This is a genomic window from Mesorhizobium sp. M1217 (assembly GCF_040318275.1).
In the GTDB taxonomy this organism is placed as follows: Bacteria; Pseudomonadota; Alphaproteobacteria; order Rhizobiales; family Rhizobiaceae; genus Mesorhizobium.
In genome coordinates, this window is the sequence record NZ_JAMYMA010000001.1 from 72,714 (window position 1) to 88,365 (window position 15,652).

Genomic DNA, 15,652 nt, shown 5'->3' on the forward strand with positions numbered 1-15,652 from the left:
ATCGCCGAAAGATTTCCGTCTCGGCCACACTTGTTGCATAATCGCCACAATGCGTTGCATACATCCGACGCAATCACTGGCTCTAGACGGCGACATGGCTCTGCACGCACCGACACTGAGCAAACCGCATTTCAGCACTACCGGCGCGCGAGACGGTCGCCGGCTGCTTGCGCTGCCCGGCGTGGTCGCCATTGCCGGTGCGCTGGTGACGGCGGCGATCTCCTTCGCCATTCTGGTTGGCGCCACGCCGATCACGCCCGACGCGCGGACGACGCTGGCGCTGATCGCGCTTAACGCCGCGTTCGTCCTGTTTCTGATCTTGCTGGTCGGCCGCGAAGTGCATCGCATCCTGATGGCACGCCGGCACGGCAAGGCTGCGTCGCGCCTGCATGTGCGCATCGTGGCGATGTTTGCGCTGGTCGCCGCCATCCCCGCGATCATGGTGGCGATCATCGCGTCGATCACGCTCGACATCGGCCTCGACCGCTGGTTCGAGATCCGCACCAAGACGATCGTCAATTCGTCGTTGTCGATCGCCGACGCCTATGTGCAGGAAAACGCACGAAATCTTCAGGGCACGACGTTGTCGATGGCTTACGACCTCGACGCTTCGCGCACGCTTTACGGCCTCGATCGGACCGGCTTCCTTGACCTCATGAACAAGGAGGCGGTTGGACGCTCCCTGGCACACGCAGCACTCATCAAGCCCGATGGTTCCTTCGTCATGAGCGCCAAGACCGACGCGGACTTTGCCATGCCGGAGCCGCCGGAGGGCGCTGTGGCAAGCGCGGCCAACGGCAAGCCGGTGCTGATCGAGCCGCGCACCCGTAACATCATGGGGGCCATCGTCAAGCTGCGCGAGATCGACGGGCTCTATCTCTACACCATTCGCCTCGTCGATCCCGAGGTGATCAAGGCACGGCAGATCGTCAAATCCAACACCGCAGAATATCGCGGTCTCGAAGACAATCGCCGCACCTCGCAAGTGGCTTTCGCGCTTCCCTATCTGTCGCTGACGCTGATCATCATCCTGTCCGCCATCTGGACCGGCATTGCGGTGGCCGACCGCCTGGTGCGGCCGATTCGTCAGCTCATCGGCGCGGCCGACGAGGTCGCTACCGGCAATCTCGATGTGGCCGTGCCAGTCCGCCCCTCCGATGGCGACGTCGCCTCGCTCGGCGACACCTTCAACAAGATGCTGATGGAGCTGAAATCGCAGCGCAACGAGATCCTGTCGGCCAAGGATCTGATCGACGAGCGGCGGCGCTTTTCGGAGGCTGTGCTTGCCGGCGTCACCGCCGGGGTCATCGGCGTCGATCCATATGGCATCGTCACCATCGTCAATCGTTCGGCCGAAACGATGCTGGCCATATCCGCCACCGCGGCGCTTGGGCAGAACCTTTCCGCCGTGCTACCGCATGTCGGCCGCGTCTTTGAGATCGGCCGCAAGTCGGGCAAGCCGGTCTATCGCGAACAGGTCACCTTCTATCGTGCCGGCACCGAACGGACCTTCAACGTGCAGATCACGATTGAAGCCCGCGACGACGGTTCGGAGGATAAATCCTACGTCGTGACAGTCGACGACATTACCGATCTGGTCCAGGCACAGCGTTCCTCTGCATGGGCCGACGTGGCGCGGCGCATCGCCCACGAGATCAAGAACCCGCTGACGCCGATCCAGCTTTCGGCCGAGCGTATCAAGCGCCGTTACGGCAAGGTCATCACCGAGGACCGTGAGGTTTTCGATCAATGCACCGACACCATCATCCGGCAAGTGGAGGACATCGGCCGCATGGTCGACGAGTTCTCAGCGTTCGCCCGCATGCCGAAACCAGAAATGAAGGCCATCGATCTGCGCGATTCGTTGCGCGAGGCCTCGTTCCTGGTCGAAGTGAGCCGCGCCGACATCACCTTCGAGCGCGTCTTCGGCAATGAGCCGCTCAAAGGCACGTTCGACAGCCGCCTGATGGCGCAGGCTTTCGGCAACGTCATCAAGAATGCTGCCGAAGCTATCGAAGGACTTGATGCAGAGGATCGTCCGCACGGCATAATCCGGATTCAAGCCGGGCGTCAGAATGGCGCGATTCGAATCGACGTCATCGACAACGGCAGGGGCTTGCCGCGCGAAAACCGGCAGCGCTTGCTCGAGCCTTACATGACGACACGCGAGAAAGGCACCGGGCTTGGCCTCGCTATCGTCAAGAAGATCGTGGAGGACCATGGCGGGCGACTCGAATTGCACGATGCACCAGCGGAATTCCACGATGGGCGGGGTGCGATGATCAGCATCATCCTGCCGGTTGCCGCCACCGTTCCGATACGCGGCGAAAGCAAGACGGAACACGAAAAAGAAACTGAAAAGGTCGGTAATGGCGTCTGATATTCTCATCGTCGACGACGAGGAAGACATCCGCGAACTCGTCGCCGGTATCCTGAGCGACGAAGGTCACGAAACCCGCACGGCGTTTGACGCCGACAGCGCGCTGGCGGTGGTTGCCGACCGGGCACCCAGGCTGATCTTCCTCGACATCTGGCTGCAGGGTTCGCGGCTCGATGGCCTCGCTTTGCTGGACGAGATCAAGACGATGCACCCGAACCTGCCGGTGGTGATGATCTCGGGCCACGGCAATATCGAAACGGCAGTCTCGGCCATCCGCCGCGGCGCCTATGATTTTATCGAAAAGCCGTTCAAGGCCGACAGGCTGATCCTTATTGCCGAACGGGCGCTTGAAACGTCCAAATTGAGACGCGAGGTTTCGGATCTCAAGCTGCGCAGCGGCGAGACTTTCGACCTCATCGGCATGTCGTCGGCAATGAGCCAATTGCGCCAGACCATCGAGCGCGTCGCGCCGACCAACAGCCGCGTCATGATTATCGGCCCCTCCGGCTCGGGCAAGGAACTGGCGGCGCGCGCCATCCACGCACTGTCGGCGCGCAAGAGTGCACCGTTTGTGACGCTGAGTGCCGCCAACATCACGCCTGAGCGTATGGAGATCGAGTTGTTCGGCACCGAATCGAACGGCGTCGAACGCAAGGTCGGTGCGCTGGAGGAGGCCCATCGCGGCATTCTCTACATCGATGAAGTGGCCGACATGCCGCGTGAGACGCAAAACAAGATCCTGCGCGTGCTGGTCGAACAGCAGTTCGAGCGGGTAGGGGGCACCAAGCGGGTCAAGGTCGACGTACGCATCATCTCGTCGACCTCGCAGAACCTGGAAGCCATGATCGCCGACGGCCGTTTCCGTGAGGACCTTTATCATCGCCTGGCCGTGGTTCCGGTCATGGTGCCGGGACTGGCCGAGCGTCGCGAGGACATTCCTTATCTGGTCGACAATTTCATGAAGCAGATCGCTCGCCAGGCCGGCATCAAGCCGCGCCGCATCGGCGACGACGCGCTGGCGGTGCTGCAGGCGCACAACTGGCCGGGCAACGTTCGGCAGTTGCGCAACAATGTCGAGCGCCTGATGATCCTGGCGCGCGGCGACGATGTCGATGCGCCGATCACCGCCGACCTCCTGCCAGCCGAGATCGGCGACGTCATGCCGCGCACCCCAACCAAGTCCGATCAGCACATAATGGCACTGCCGCTGCGTGAAGCACGCGAACAATTCGAGAAGGACTATCTGATCGCCCAGATCAACCGTTTTGGCGGCAACATCTCGAAGACGGCAGAGTTTATCGGCATGGAACGCTCTGCACTGCACCGCAAGCTGAAGTCGCTGGGCGTCTGAGAGCCAAACCAGCCGTGGCCCACGCAATTACCGGTTACGGCGGTCGTGGAATCGCATAAGAGCACTGCAGCGCCGCGCGTCTTTGGGACGCATAAAGGAGGGTGTAGCATTTTGATTTTTGCGCATGATCCTTTCCGAAATCGATTCCGATTTTCGGGCTCATGCGCTGACTTCTCCAGGGGTTATCCATGCCGCGCATTGCCTATGTGAACGGACGCTATGTCGCTCACGCCGAAGCTTCCGTGCACATCGAGGACCGTGGCTATCAATTCGCCGACGGCGTCTACGAGGTCTGCGAGGTGGCGCGGGGCTTCATCGTCGACATGCCGCGCCATCTCGCCCGATTGAACCGCTCGCTCACCGAACTCTCGATCGACTGGCCGATCACGCGCGGCGTGCTGCCGCTCGTCATGGGCGAGGTGGTGCGCCGCAACCATGTCGTCGACGGCCTGGTCTATGTCCAGGTGACACGCGGTGTCGCCAGCCGTGAGTTTTTCTTCCCGCCGGCGGGCACGAAGCCGTCGCTGGTGGTGACTGCCAAAAAAGCCGATCCTGCAGCTGCCGCGAAGCGGGCCGAGAGCGGGATCCGGGTTATCACGGTGCCGGAGAACCGGTGGGATCGGGTCGATATCAAGTCGGTCGGCCTGTTGCCGAACGTGCTGGCCAAACAGAAAGCCAAGGAAGCAGGCGCCCAGGAGGCGTGGTTCGTCGATGTTGACGGCACCGTCAAGGAAGGTGGATCGTCGAACGCCTGGATCATCACCAGGGACGGCGTGCTGGTGACGCGGCCGGCCGAGCATGGCATCCTGCGCGGTATCACCCGCACGACACTGTTCGATGTCGCCGCCAAGCTCGGCCTGAAGATCGAGGAGCGCGGCTTTTCGGTTGCCGAGGCCAAGGCCGCGCGCGAGGTTTTCATCAGCTCCGCGACCACGATCGCCATGCCGGTGGTGGCAATCGATGGCGCTCCCGTCGCCAACGGCCACCCGGGCTCGATAACAGTTTCACTACGGCGGGCCTTTTTTGACGTTGCGGAAAAAAGTCCAGCCTGATAACCGCACAGATGGAATGAACATCAATATATCTCGTTCTGCTTGTCGTTACTGACGGCAAGATGGTGTTTGCGTGCTTGACATGTGCCAGCTAATTTGGCGCATTGGCTTGCAAACCGAAGGGGATCGGCGAAAGACAAGAACAATGGCGGAACGATCGCAAAATCTTCAGGACCTGTTCCTGAATTCAGTTCGCAAGAGCAAAAACCCACTCACCATCTTTCTCATCAACGGCGTGAAGCTGACCGGCGTGGTCACTTCGTTCGACAATTTCTGCGTTCTGCTGCGTCGCGACGGCCATTCCCAGCTCGTCTACAAGCACGCCATTTCCACGATCATGCCGAGCCAGCCGGTTCAGATGTTCGATGGTGAGGAAAGCCAGGGCGCCTGATTGGCACGTGAGAAAGACGCGGACCGCAGCGTTCGCGGAAAACCAGCACATCAGACCGGGACAGAGGCCAACGGTCCGACCCGGGCGGTGGTCATCGTGCCGGTGCTTACCCGGCAGCCGCGTGGCAACGACGACACCAATCGTCCGCGCCTGACCCGTTCCGCCGAGGCCCGTCGCGACGAGGCGGTCGGCCTCGCCAGCGCCATCGACCTTGACCTGGTCCACACGGCAGTGGTGACCGTCAACGATCCACGCCCGGCGACCTTGCTCGGCAGCGGCAAGGTCGCGGAGTTCGCCGAGATCGTCAAAGAGGGGCACGCGGAAGTGGTCATTGTCGATCATCCGCTGACACCGGTACAGCAGCGCAATCTCGAAAAAGAGTTGAACGCCAAGGTGCTCGACCGCACCGGGCTGATCCTGGAGATTTTCGGCGAGCGCGCCCGCACCAAGGAAGGCACGCTGCAGGTCGACCTTGCCCATCTCAACTACCAGAAGGGCCGCCTTGTGCGGAGCTGGACCCACCTTGAGCGCCAGCGCGGCGGCGCCGGCTTTCTCGGCGGCCCTGGCGAGACGCAGATCGAGTCGGATCGGCGTGTGTTGCAGGACAAGATCACCAAGCTGAAGCATGAGCTCGAAACGGTGCGCCGCACCCGCGACCTGCACCGCGCCAAGCGCAAGAAGGTGCCGTTTCCGGTGGTGGCGATCGTCGGCTACACCAATGCCGGCAAGTCGACGCTGTTCAACCGGCTGACCGGAGCAGGGGTGCTGGCGGAAGACATGCTGTTTGCCACGCTCGACCCGACGCTGCGCCGCGTGCGCCTGCCGCACGGAACGCCGGTCATCCTTTCCGATACGGTCGGCTTCATTTCCGACCTGCCAACGCATCTGGTCGCGGCCTTCAGGGCGACACTGGAGGAAGTGGTCGAGGCAGACCTCGTCATTCATCTGCGCGATATCTCCGACCCCGATACGGCCGCACAGGCCGAAGATGTCGAGCGCATCCTTGCCGATCTCGGCGTTGATGCCCGCGATAGCAAGCGCGTCATCGAAGTGTGGAACAAGATCGACCGGCTCGACGAGGGCAACCGCGCGCGGCTGCTTGCCGATGGTGCTGACGGCAGGAAGGCGCCGCCTATCGCCATATCGGCGGTTACCGGCGAAGGCATCGATGCGCTGAAGGCGATCATCGAGACGATGATGTCGGGCGAACTGGAGACGTTCACCGTCACGCTCAAGGCCGACCAACTCGGCGTCGTCGACTGGCTTTACCGCAACGGCGACATCGTCTCGCGTGATGACAATGAGGATGGCAGCGTGACCATCGCGCTCAAGGCCACACACAGTGCTCGACAAGAGATAGAAAGCCGATTGCGACGTCAAAACAATGGGTAGGGCGTTTATTTCGCGCTTTTTGCCTGCTGCCAGAGCGCTTCCATCTCGTCCAGCGTCGCCTCTTCGAGGCTGTTTCCCGACGCTTGCAGCGCCTGCTCGACATGGTGGAAGCGCGACCGGAATTTTTCGTTGGTGCCGCTGAGTGCCGCTTCGGAATCGATTTTGAGGTGCCGGCCGAGATTGACGATCGCAAACAGCATGTCGCCGAACTCGTCCTTGATCGGTGCGCTGTCGCCTTTGGCCAGCGCTTCGCGTAATTCGCCGATCTCCTCCTCGATCTTTTCGAGGATCGGTGCCGCCTCGCTCCAGTCGAAGCCGACGCGGGCGGCCTTTTCCTGCAGTTTGAGGGCCCGGGTCAGCGCGGGCAGGGCGACCGGCACGCTGTCGAGAAAGCCCTTGCCATGGTCCTCGGGGTCGAGCCCTCGGACGAGGCGGGCGCTGCGCTTCTCCGCTTTTTCCTCCGCTTTGATCTTTTCCCACATGCCCTTCGCCATGCCGGCGCTGCGCGCCTTTTCGTCGCCGAAAACATGCGGGTGGCGGCGGATCATTTTTGTGGTGATGGCCTCGACCACATCGCCGAATGAGAATTCGCCGGCCTCCTCGGCCATTTGCGCGTGGTAGACCACTTGCAACAGGAGATCGCCGAGTTCATCGCGCAGATCGTCCAGGTCGCCCCGCGCGATGGCGTCCGCCACTTCGTAGGCTTCCTCTACCGTGTATGGCGCGATTGTCGAAAAGTCCTGCTCGATATCCCACGGGCAGCCGGTTTCCGGCGCCCGCAGCGCTGCCATGATCTCGATCAGCCGGGAAATGTCTTTCGAGGGTTTCATCTGGGAAACGCTATCCTGTACACGGCTGTGCGGCCAACGGCTTCAGCCGGTGAGGGCGCCTTGTCCACAGATCGGCGGCCAGACTATGATCGTGGAAGCCGGTTTTCGGAAAAGATCATGGTCAAGCAAAAAGTATCAGTCGAGCACGGAGACAATCGCCTTGGCGAGCGCGTCCATGCCGTCCTCGGGCAGGCCGGCAACGTTGATGCGGCTGTCGCCGACCATGTAGATGCCATGCTCGGCGCGCAGCCGCTCGACTTGCGCTTCCGACAGGCCAAGCCGGGAAAACATGCCGCGATGGCTGGCGACGAAATCGAAACGGTCGGAGTTGGACTGCCGCCGCAGCGCTTCGGCGAACTGGACGCGCAGCCGCAGCATGCGCAGGCGCATCTCTTCAAGCTCTGCTTCCCAGTCGGCCCGCAGCGTAGCGTCCTCGAGCACCATGCGCACCGCAGCCGCGCCATGGTCCGGCGGCATCGAATACATGGCGCGCGCCGCCGACAGCATCTGGCCCATCGCCATATCCGCCTGCGCACCGTCTTTCGCCATGATCAGCGCTGCACCAACGCGGTCGCGATAGACGGCAAAGTTCTTCGAGCAGCTCGAGGCAACGACCATTTCCGGAACTTTCGCCGCCAGCAGGCGCAAGCCGGCGGCATCCGCATCAAGCCCCTCGCCAAAGCCTTGATAGGCGATGTCGACAAAGGGCAGCAGACCACGCTCAACGACGAGATCGGCAACGGCAGCCCATTGCGAGATGTCTAGATTGGCGCCCGTCGGGTTATGGCAACAGCCATGCAACAGCACGACGTCGCTGGGATTCGCGGTTCTCAACGCATCCAGCATGTCGTCGAAGCGAACCGCACCAGAAGCAACGTCGAAATAGGGGTACTCGCGTATCTGCAGGCCAGCGGCGCGCATCACCGGCATGTGGTTCGGCCATGTCGGATCCGATAGCCAGACCGTCGCGTCGGCGCGGGTCCTTTTCAGCAGCTCTGCCACCAGCCGCAGCGCGCCGGAGCCGCCGGGCGCCTGTGCCGCACGAATGCGCGTCATGTCGGCGGTTGGGCCGAACACCAACCTAGCCATTGCCGCGTTGAAGGCGGTATCGCCGGCAAGGCCGAGATAGGTCTTGGTGTCCTGGCCTCGCAGCAGCCGCTTTTCGGCTTCGCGCACCGCGCGCATCACCGGCGTCTTGCCGTCGCGATCCTTATAGACGCCGACCCCAAGATCGACCTTGTCGGGACGCGGGTCGGCGCGATAGAGCCCGATCAAGGCAAGGATCTTGTCGGCGGGCGCGGGCTGGAGATTTTCGAACATCGATAAGGTTCCGTTGGCGGCGGAGTGATACGCAAACCGGCCGTGCTTTGCCAGCGGTTTCATATGCGCCAACTCGGCGCCGGTTTGCCTCGAGGGCGGCCGATACTATCTGCCGGGCGAGGGCAGGCCCGAGATCTCCCAGGACGAGAGCGCGGCGAGCCGAAAAAATTCGGGGAGAGCGGGATTAAAACCCCGACCTGCTCCGTAAACAGGACATGAAACGGCCGATGCCACGCTTCGATATTCTGGGACAGCTCGGTTCGCTGCGCCGCTACGCACGCTCGCTGACGCGCGACAGCGCCGATGCAGAGGATCTGGTGCATGATGCGCTGGTGCGTGCCTATGAGCGACGCGGCAGCTTCCGCTCAGGCGGAAATCTTCGCGTATGGCTGCTGTCAATCGTCCACAATGCGTTCATCGACGGCTTGCGATCCCGCAAATCCGAAGCGGTGCGCATCGAACAGGCCGGCCATCTCACCGAGGCCAGCGTCCAGGCTCCGCAGGAACATTCCGTCCGGCTGGCACAGGTGCGCGACGCTTTTTTCACATTGCCGGAAGAGCAACGTTGCGCGCTGCATCTCGTCGCCATCGAGGGGCTTAGCTACAGCGAGGCGGCCGAGGTTAGCGGCGTGCCGCTTGGCACGCTGATGTCGCGCATCGGCAGGGCGCGTGCGGCACTCCGCGAGATGGAGGACGCGGCACCGGCACGCACGAAAAGCCATCTGAAGATCGTCGGAGGTGGATCATGAACCAACTGCGCGATCCCGTCACCGACACCGATCTCGACGCCTATGTCGACGATCAGCTGGACGTTGCTCGTCGCATCGAGGTCGAGGCGTTCCTTTCGGCTCGCCCGGAAGCGGCCGCGCGGGTGATGACTGATCTGAGGACGCGTGACGAGCTGCGCGTGGCGCTTGCCGGATCGAAAGGCATGGCGCGGCCGGCGACGGCTGATGCGGCACGGCGGCTGGAGCGGGGGTTAGCGCGCGGCCGTGTCCTTGGTGCTTTGCAGCGCGCGGCGGCTGTCGCTGTTTTCGTCGCCGCCGGCTGGCTTGCGAACGGGCTCATCGGACCGATATCGGTGACGGAAGTCGTCGCTTCGACCCATCCGCCCGCCTATGTGGAGGACGCAGTCCGGGCGCATCGGACGACGCTCGTGCGCGAGGCGATGTCGTCACAACTCGAGGCGCCCGGCTACAATGCCGACGAAATCCGCGCCGCCACGGCGATCGTCATGCCATCGCTGCCAACGGACTGGACGGTCCGTGACGTGCAGATCTACCCATCGCAGTTCGGCCCGAGCGTCGAGATGGCTGTCGAGACAAAAGAGATGGGGCTGCTCTCGCTGTTCGCCATCCGGCCCGGAACATTCGACGTCGTCAAGCCGACTGTCGTTCCGTCGGGCGAGGTTTCCTCGGCCTATTTCCAGATCGGCGAGGTCGCCTACGCAGTCGTCGCACGTAGCGATGTCCGCGGCCTCGATCGCACGGCCGAAGCGCTCGCCAAAACACTCTACTGATCGACTACCTCTAAGAAGGAGAACCAAATGAACAATCTGGGATACATTGGGACCAGAGCCCGAGCCGGAGCCGTCTACGACGAAGGCCTGCGCCGGCACATGCTGCGCGTCTATAACTACATGGGCCTTGGCCTCGTCGTTACGGGCGTGATCGCCCTCGTGGTGGCCTCCACGCCCGCCCTTTACGTGCCGATCTTCTCCACCCCGCTGAAATGGGTGGTGATGCTGGCGCCGCTGGCCTTTGTGCTGCTGTTCTCGTTCCGTATGCAGACGATGTCGGCGGCCGGGGCCCAGGCAATGTTCTGGGCGTTCTGCGCGGTCATGGGTCTCTCGCTGGCTTCCGTGTTCCTGGTCTTTACCGGCACCAGCATCGCCCGCACCTTCTTCATCGCCGCCACCATGTTCGGCGCCACCAGCCTTTATGGCTATACGACCAGTCGCGACCTGACGCAGTTCTCGTCCTTCCTGATCATGGGCCTGATCGGCGTGGTGATCGCCAGCATCGTCAATATCTTCCTGGGTTCGACAGCGCTGCAGTTTGCGATCTCGGTGATCGGAATCGCCGTCTTCGTCGGGCTCACGGCCTGGGACACGCAGACGATCAAGGAGCAGTACGCCGAAAACTTCGGCGCCGAAACACAGCAAAAGCTCGCCGTTTTTGGTGCATTCTCGCTCTATCTGAACTTCGTCAACATCTTCCAGCTGTTGCTGAACTTCACCGGCGAGCGCGAATAGCCGCGTCGGACCGAGACCGGAATAGTACATCATGGACAGAAACGACCAGCAGGCGATCGGACAGCTCTTCGAGAAGCTCGCAAATGTCGAGCGCCAGGCGCCGCCGCGCGATGCCGAAGCGGAACGCTTGATCCAGGACCAGATCACCCAGCAGCCTGGGGCGCCATACTACATGGCACAGACGATCGTGGTGCAGGAGCGGGCCCTGAACGCAGCGCAGGCGCGCATCGAAGAGCTGGAGGAGCAGGCGCGGCAGCCTGCCGGCGGTGGACCGCTCAGTGGCTTCTTCGGCCGCAGCGGCGGCAGGCGCTCAGGCTCGGTTCCGCGGGTAGGGCGCACCGCCTCTGCTGCCGCGGAGGAGCCACAAGACCAGTCACAGCGGGCCGGCGGCGGGTTCCTTGCCGGCGCCGCGCAGACCGCGATGGGGGTGGCAGGCGGCGTGCTGCTCGGCAATGCGATCGCCGGCATGTTTGGCGGCAGCGAAGCGCAGGCAGCCGAACGGCCGGCACCGCAGCCGGACGAAGCCGACCAGGCAGACGATGCCAGCTCCGATAATGGCGGTGACTTCGGGGATATGGAATTCTGACGAGCGACCCAGCCTGTGCCGGCGCTCGTGACGATTGCCGGTCACCGGGTAGGCGGAGGCAGCATCCGGCAAGCGAGCCCTCGCCGGCGGCTAATCGCCCAAGCGCTTCAATTCAGCCTTGACCGCCCTGATCGTCTTGAAACGGAAACGCTTCGTCGTGCCGTCGCGCCATCCGCAGTCGCAGGTGGCGTCGAACTTTTGGCTCACTTTCAATTGCGTCAGCGCCTTCTGGCCCGGTTTGGGGGCGTCGAAGATGCGAACTTCGTAGAGCGTCCCCGAAACGTCGTAGTGCGAAACAGGCCAGGCAAGTATGACAGTCAGTTCCTTTGCCGGATCGTGATCGGCGTTGACGAGGCCGAGCGCTGTAATCTCTGGCGTGCCGCCTTCGTGTTCGCCAAGCGTGACCTGGATTGTACGGTACCCGTCGGGTTGCTGCTGTAGTGCGACGAGTGGGCGTTCCGGATATTCCTCAGTGGTCTGGTAATCGACGAACAGTGTCTGGAGGCCGTTCCAGGTCACGGCTGTGGTGTGCGGATCAGCGTTGTCCGCGAACCCAACCACACGTTTCGCGAAAGCCAGGTCATTCTCGCCTGGCGCACGATCAAAGTCCTGCGCTCGCGCGTCAGTGAATGCGCAGGCGAGGGTGAGGGCAAGACTTGCAAGCAGTGTGTTCATGATTCGCAACCTAGCACGCCGTTGCCCCACAAATGCTGTCTCGCTGCCAACGGACGCTACAGGCTTCAGTGGACGCTACAGGCTTCAGTCGCATAAGATAGATTATGGAACTGACATGGCCGATAGGACGTGGCGAAGATAGCATAAGCGAGCCGCTGGGCGGTTTGGAGCGAACTCTGTAACCCAGCTATGAAAACCTTGGTCCTTTACGCTGATTTGTAAGGGATTTCGATCGTCATGCCGTCATAGGCAGGCTCGACGTTGGCCGGCGTCTCGGCCATTACCGTGGCGTAGTCGAGCGGCACATGCATATGCGTCAGCACCGCGTTCTTCGGCGCCAGTCTTTCGATCCAGCCGAGCGCCTGGCCAAGCGACAGATGGCTCGGATGGAAGGTGTATTGCAGCGCGTCGATGACCAGCATGTCCAGCCCGCGCATACGCTCGGCTGTCGCTCCCGGAAAGTCGCTGATGTCAGGGCAATAAGCGAGATTGCCGATACGAAAACCCAGCGAGATGATGTCGCCGTGGATTTGCGGCAGCGGTTCGATGGTGAGGGCGCCGCCCTCGCCTTCGATCACCACCGGCCTGTTGTGGTCGATGATATGGGCGTTGACGATCGGCGGATACGAACTGCCTTTCGGTGTTTCGAAACAGTAGCGGAACGCTTCCCTCAGCCGCAGCATGGTAACCTGATCGGCATGGATGTCGATCCGGTGGCGCTGCTCGAGCACGAAGCCGCGCAAATCGTCGATGCCGTGGATGTGGTCGGCATGCGGATGCGTATAGACGACCGCATCGATGCGCCTGACCGATGCCAGCAGCATCTGCTCGCGAAAATCCGGGCCGGTGTCGATGACGACCGTGGTCCTGGCGCCATTCGCCGCGATCCGCTCGACGAGCGCTGCGGTGCGCATGCGCCGGTTCTTTGGGTTGGTCGGATCACAATTGCCCCAGTCGCCGGTGATGCGTGGCGTGCCCGGCGATGAGCCGCAGCCGAGGACGGTAAGACGCAACCGATCGCTCATGCGTCAGGCGCCCGGCGCGCTCGGGCGCGGCATTTTCCTGAACAACCGGAAGAAATTGTCGGTGGTGATAGCAGCGATCTCGGCCTCGCTGACGCCGATCGTGTCGGCCAGCACCTTGGCTGCATGCGCGACATAGGCAGGCTCGTTGCGCTTGCCGCGAAACGGGATCGGCGCAAGGTATGGCGCGTCGGTTTCGACCAGCAGACGGTCGCGCGGCACATCGGCGGCGACGGCGCGCAGCTCGGCGGAGTTCTTGAAAGTCAGGATGCCGGAAAACGAAACGTAGCCGCCGAGCGCCACGCCGATCTCGGCCAGCCGGCGCCCCGATGAAAAACAGTGCAAGATGAAGGGGAAGGCGCCCTTCCCTGTTTCTTCTTCGAGGATATCAGCCATGTTGTCGTCGGCGTCGCGTGAATGGATGACCAGCGGCAGACCGGTCTCACGAGCCGCGGCGATGTGGGTGCGAAAGCCCTGCGCCTGTGCATCGCGCGGCGCATGATCGTAGAAATAATCGAGCCCGGCCTCGCCGATCGCCACCACCTTGTGATGATCGGACAGCCGCACCAGATCCTCGACAGTCACATCAAGCTCTTCGGCCGCATTGTGCGGATGGGTACCGACCGAGCAATAGACCTCATCGAAAGTCTCCGCAATCTCAAGCACTTGTTGAAACCGCTTCACCCGCGTCGAGATCGTCACCATGCGGCCGACACCGGCCGCAAGGGCGCGGGCGACGATGGCCGCCCGCTCCTCGGCGAAATCCGGAAAGTCGAGATGGCAGTGACTGTCGACCAGCATCAGGCGCTTGTATCCGTTTGCTCGACATAGCGTGGAAATACCGGTTCCGGCGCCGGCAGTGCCGTGCCGGATACCAGCGCGTGAGCCTCGGCGACATTCGCGAAATCGCGGCTGTCCGCCGGCACCGCCAAAAGGTCGAGCAGCTTTGCCGCCGACTCCGGAATGAAGGGCTGGCACAGCAGCCCGACACGCCGGATCACTTCAGCCGTCGTCCACAGCACCGTTTCCATGCGTGCCGGATCGGTCTTCTTCAGCGCCCATGGCTCCTGGCCGGCGAAATAGCGGTTGGCTTCCGCCACCACGCCAAAGATCGCCGCCAGCGCCAGATGGATGCCCTGGTCGGCCATCGTCCTGCGCGCCGTGACAAGGGCGGCATTGGCCTGATCGAGGATCGCCTTGTCGGCATTGCTCAATTCGCCGCGCTTAGGCACCACGCCGCCGCAGTTCTTGGCGATCATCGACAGCGAGCGCTGCGCCAGATTGCCGAGATCGTTGGCAAGATCGGCATTGGTGCGGTTGACGATGGCATCGTGACTGTAGCTGCCGTCCTGGCCAAACGGCACTTCGCGCATGAAGAAATAGCGCACCTGGTCAAGGCCGTAGTGCTCGATCATCGCGAACGGATCGACGACATTGCCGACCGACTTCGACATTTTCTCGCCACGGTTGAACAGAAAACCATGCGCGAACACGCGCTTCGGCAATTCGATGCCAGCCGACATCAGGAATGCCGGCCAGTAGACCGCGTGGAAGCGGATGATGTCCTTGCCGATGACGTGGGCGTTTGCCGGCCAGAAAGACCATCTCTCATTGGCCGGATCCGGATAGCCGGCGGCGGTGATGTAGTTGGTTAGTGCATCGACCCAGACATACATCACATGCTTCTCATCGCCGGGCACCGGCACGCCCCATTTGAATGTGGTGCGCGAGATCGACAGATCCTTCAGGCCGGATTTGACAAAGCTGATGATTTCGTTGCGCCGCTCCGCCGGTCCGACGAATTCGGGGCTGTTCTCGTAGAGCGCGAGCAGTCTGTCCTGATAGGCGGAAAGGCGGAAGAAATAGCTCTCTTCCTCGGTCCATTCGACGGGCGAGCCGAGTGGTTCGCGGCGCACGCCGTCGTCACCGACCTTGGTTTCGGCCTCGTCGAAATAGGCTTCCTGCCGCACCGAATACCAGCCGCTGTAGCGGTCGAGGTAGATGTCGCCATTCTCAGCCATGCGCGTCCAGATCGCCTGGCAGGCCTTGTAATGACGCTCCTCGGTGGTGCGGATGAAAACGTCGTTCGAGCAACCGGTCGCTTCGAGCATCGAGCGGAAGATCGCCGAGTTGCGATCGGCAAGCGCTTTCGGCGCTAAGCCTTCGGCGTCCGCCGTCTGCTGCATCTTCAAACCGTGCTCGTCGGTTCCCGAGACGAAGAAGACGTCCTTGCCGTCGAGCCGCTGGAAGCGGGCCAGCGTGTCGCTGGCGATGACATTGTAGGCATGGCCGATATGCGGCTTGCCGTTCGGATAGAAAATCGGCGTCGTGACGTAGTATTTTTCGCGTGCCATGGATGAGCCGTCATGAATGTCTGAATGAAAGATGTCGCGGTGAGA

The 15,652-nt window shown here is 62.3% G+C and carries 15 protein-coding genes; 9 read left to right on the forward strand and 6 right to left on the reverse strand.

Going from position 1 to position 15,652, the window contains the following annotated elements; all coding sequences use genetic code 11:
• Nucleotides 1-94 precede the first annotated feature (94 nt).
• The 5 genes from NKH37_RS00435 to hflX all read left to right on the forward strand — a co-directional run bounded on the left by NKH37_RS00435 (nt 95) and on the right by hflX (nt 6,566).
• Nucleotides 95-2,380 carry a sensor histidine kinase NtrY-like gene (locus NKH37_RS00435; protein WP_353040723.1) on the forward strand — a complete coding sequence of 762 codons (2,286 nt, stop codon included), beginning with the start codon at nt 95-97 and terminating at the stop codon, nt 2,378-2,380.
• On the forward strand, nt 2,370-3,731 hold the full coding sequence (ntrX, locus tag NKH37_RS00440; RefSeq protein ID WP_352482545.1) for a nitrogen assimilation response regulator NtrX: 1,362 nt from the start codon (nt 2,370-2,372) through the stop codon (nt 3,729-3,731). The genes NKH37_RS00435 and ntrX overlap by 11 nt, the downstream gene beginning before the upstream one ends.
• Nucleotides 3,732-3,919: 188 nt before the next feature.
• Nucleotides 3,920-4,783 carry a D-amino-acid transaminase gene (locus NKH37_RS00445; protein WP_023717579.1) on the forward strand — a complete coding sequence of 288 codons (864 nt, stop codon included), beginning with the start codon at nt 3,920-3,922 and terminating at the stop codon, nt 4,781-4,783.
• Nucleotides 4,784-4,928: 145 nt separating this feature from the next.
• Nucleotides 4,929-5,174 carry an RNA chaperone Hfq gene (hfq, locus tag NKH37_RS00450; RefSeq protein ID WP_006202172.1) on the forward strand — a complete coding sequence of 82 codons (246 nt, stop codon included), beginning with the start codon at nt 4,929-4,931 and terminating at the stop codon, nt 5,172-5,174.
• On the forward strand, nt 5,175-6,566 hold the full coding sequence (gene hflX, locus NKH37_RS00455) for a GTPase HflX (protein ID WP_353006125.1): 1,392 nt from the start codon (nt 5,175-5,177) through the stop codon (nt 6,564-6,566).
• Between the two features lie 5 nt (nt 6,567-6,571).
• On the opposite strand, the gene mazG is transcribed toward hflX, so the two are convergent.
• Together mazG and NKH37_RS00465 are read right to left on the reverse strand one after the other, a co-directional pair.
• Entirely contained in the window at nt 6,572-7,396 is an 825-nt protein-coding gene (gene mazG, locus NKH37_RS00460) for a nucleoside triphosphate pyrophosphohydrolase (protein WP_352496547.1), read from the reverse strand.
• A 135-nt stretch (nt 7,397-7,531) separates the two neighbouring features.
• A complete protein-coding gene (locus tag NKH37_RS00465) occupies nt 7,532-8,716 on the reverse strand; it encodes an amino acid aminotransferase (RefSeq protein WP_353006124.1) in 1,185 nt (394 codons plus the stop codon).
• A gap of 215 nt (nt 8,717-8,931) precedes the next feature.
• On the opposite strand from NKH37_RS00465, the gene NKH37_RS00470 reads away from it, so the two are divergent.
• Genes NKH37_RS00470 through NKH37_RS00485 form a run of 4 tightly spaced genes read left to right on the forward strand, consistent with a single transcriptional unit; the run spans nt 8,932 to nt 11,556 of the window.
• Nucleotides 8,932-9,465 carry a sigma-70 family RNA polymerase sigma factor gene (locus tag NKH37_RS00470; RefSeq protein WP_023717583.1) on the forward strand — a complete coding sequence of 178 codons (534 nt, stop codon included), beginning with the start codon at nt 8,932-8,934 and terminating at the stop codon, nt 9,463-9,465.
• A complete protein-coding gene (locus NKH37_RS00475; RefSeq protein ID WP_023717584.1) occupies nt 9,462-10,235 on the forward strand; it encodes an anti-sigma factor family protein in 774 nt (257 codons plus the stop codon). Before NKH37_RS00470 ends, NKH37_RS00475 begins: the two co-directional genes overlap by 4 nt.
• Nucleotides 10,236-10,262: 27 nt before the next feature.
• Complete coding sequence (locus NKH37_RS00480; RefSeq protein ID WP_023717585.1) at nt 10,263-10,970, forward strand: Bax inhibitor-1/YccA family protein; 708 nt, start codon at nt 10,263-10,265, stop codon at nt 10,968-10,970.
• Nucleotides 10,971-11,001: 31 nt separating this feature from the next.
• Nucleotides 11,002-11,556 (forward strand): DUF2076 domain-containing protein, encoded by a 555-nt coding sequence (locus tag NKH37_RS00485; RefSeq protein WP_352789979.1) that lies wholly within the window; start codon nt 11,002-11,004, stop codon nt 11,554-11,556.
• A gap of 90 nt (nt 11,557-11,646) precedes the next feature.
• Here the strand turns inward: NKH37_RS00485 and NKH37_RS00490 are convergent, their stop codons facing one another.
• The 4 genes from NKH37_RS00490 to metG all read right to left on the reverse strand — a co-directional run bounded on the left by NKH37_RS00490 (nt 11,647) and on the right by metG (nt 15,640).
• Complete coding sequence (locus NKH37_RS00490) at nt 11,647-12,231, reverse strand: hypothetical protein (protein WP_352587524.1); 585 nt, start codon at nt 12,229-12,231, stop codon at nt 11,647-11,649.
• Between the two features lie 206 nt (nt 12,232-12,437).
• Nucleotides 12,438-13,256 (reverse strand): MBL fold metallo-hydrolase, encoded by an 819-nt coding sequence (locus NKH37_RS00495; protein ID WP_023717587.1) that lies wholly within the window; start codon nt 13,254-13,256, stop codon nt 12,438-12,440.
• Nucleotides 13,257-13,259: 3 nt separating this feature from the next.
• A complete protein-coding gene (locus NKH37_RS00500) occupies nt 13,260-14,054 on the reverse strand; it encodes a TatD family hydrolase (protein WP_352789984.1) in 795 nt (264 codons plus the stop codon).
• Nucleotides 14,054-15,640: a methionine--tRNA ligase gene (gene metG, locus NKH37_RS00505; protein ID WP_352482677.1), complete on the reverse strand. Its 1,587-nt coding sequence runs from the start codon at nt 15,638-15,640 to the stop codon at nt 14,054-14,056. The genes NKH37_RS00500 and metG overlap by 1 nt, the downstream gene beginning before the upstream one ends.
• Between the last annotated feature and the right edge of the window lie 12 nt (nt 15,641-15,652).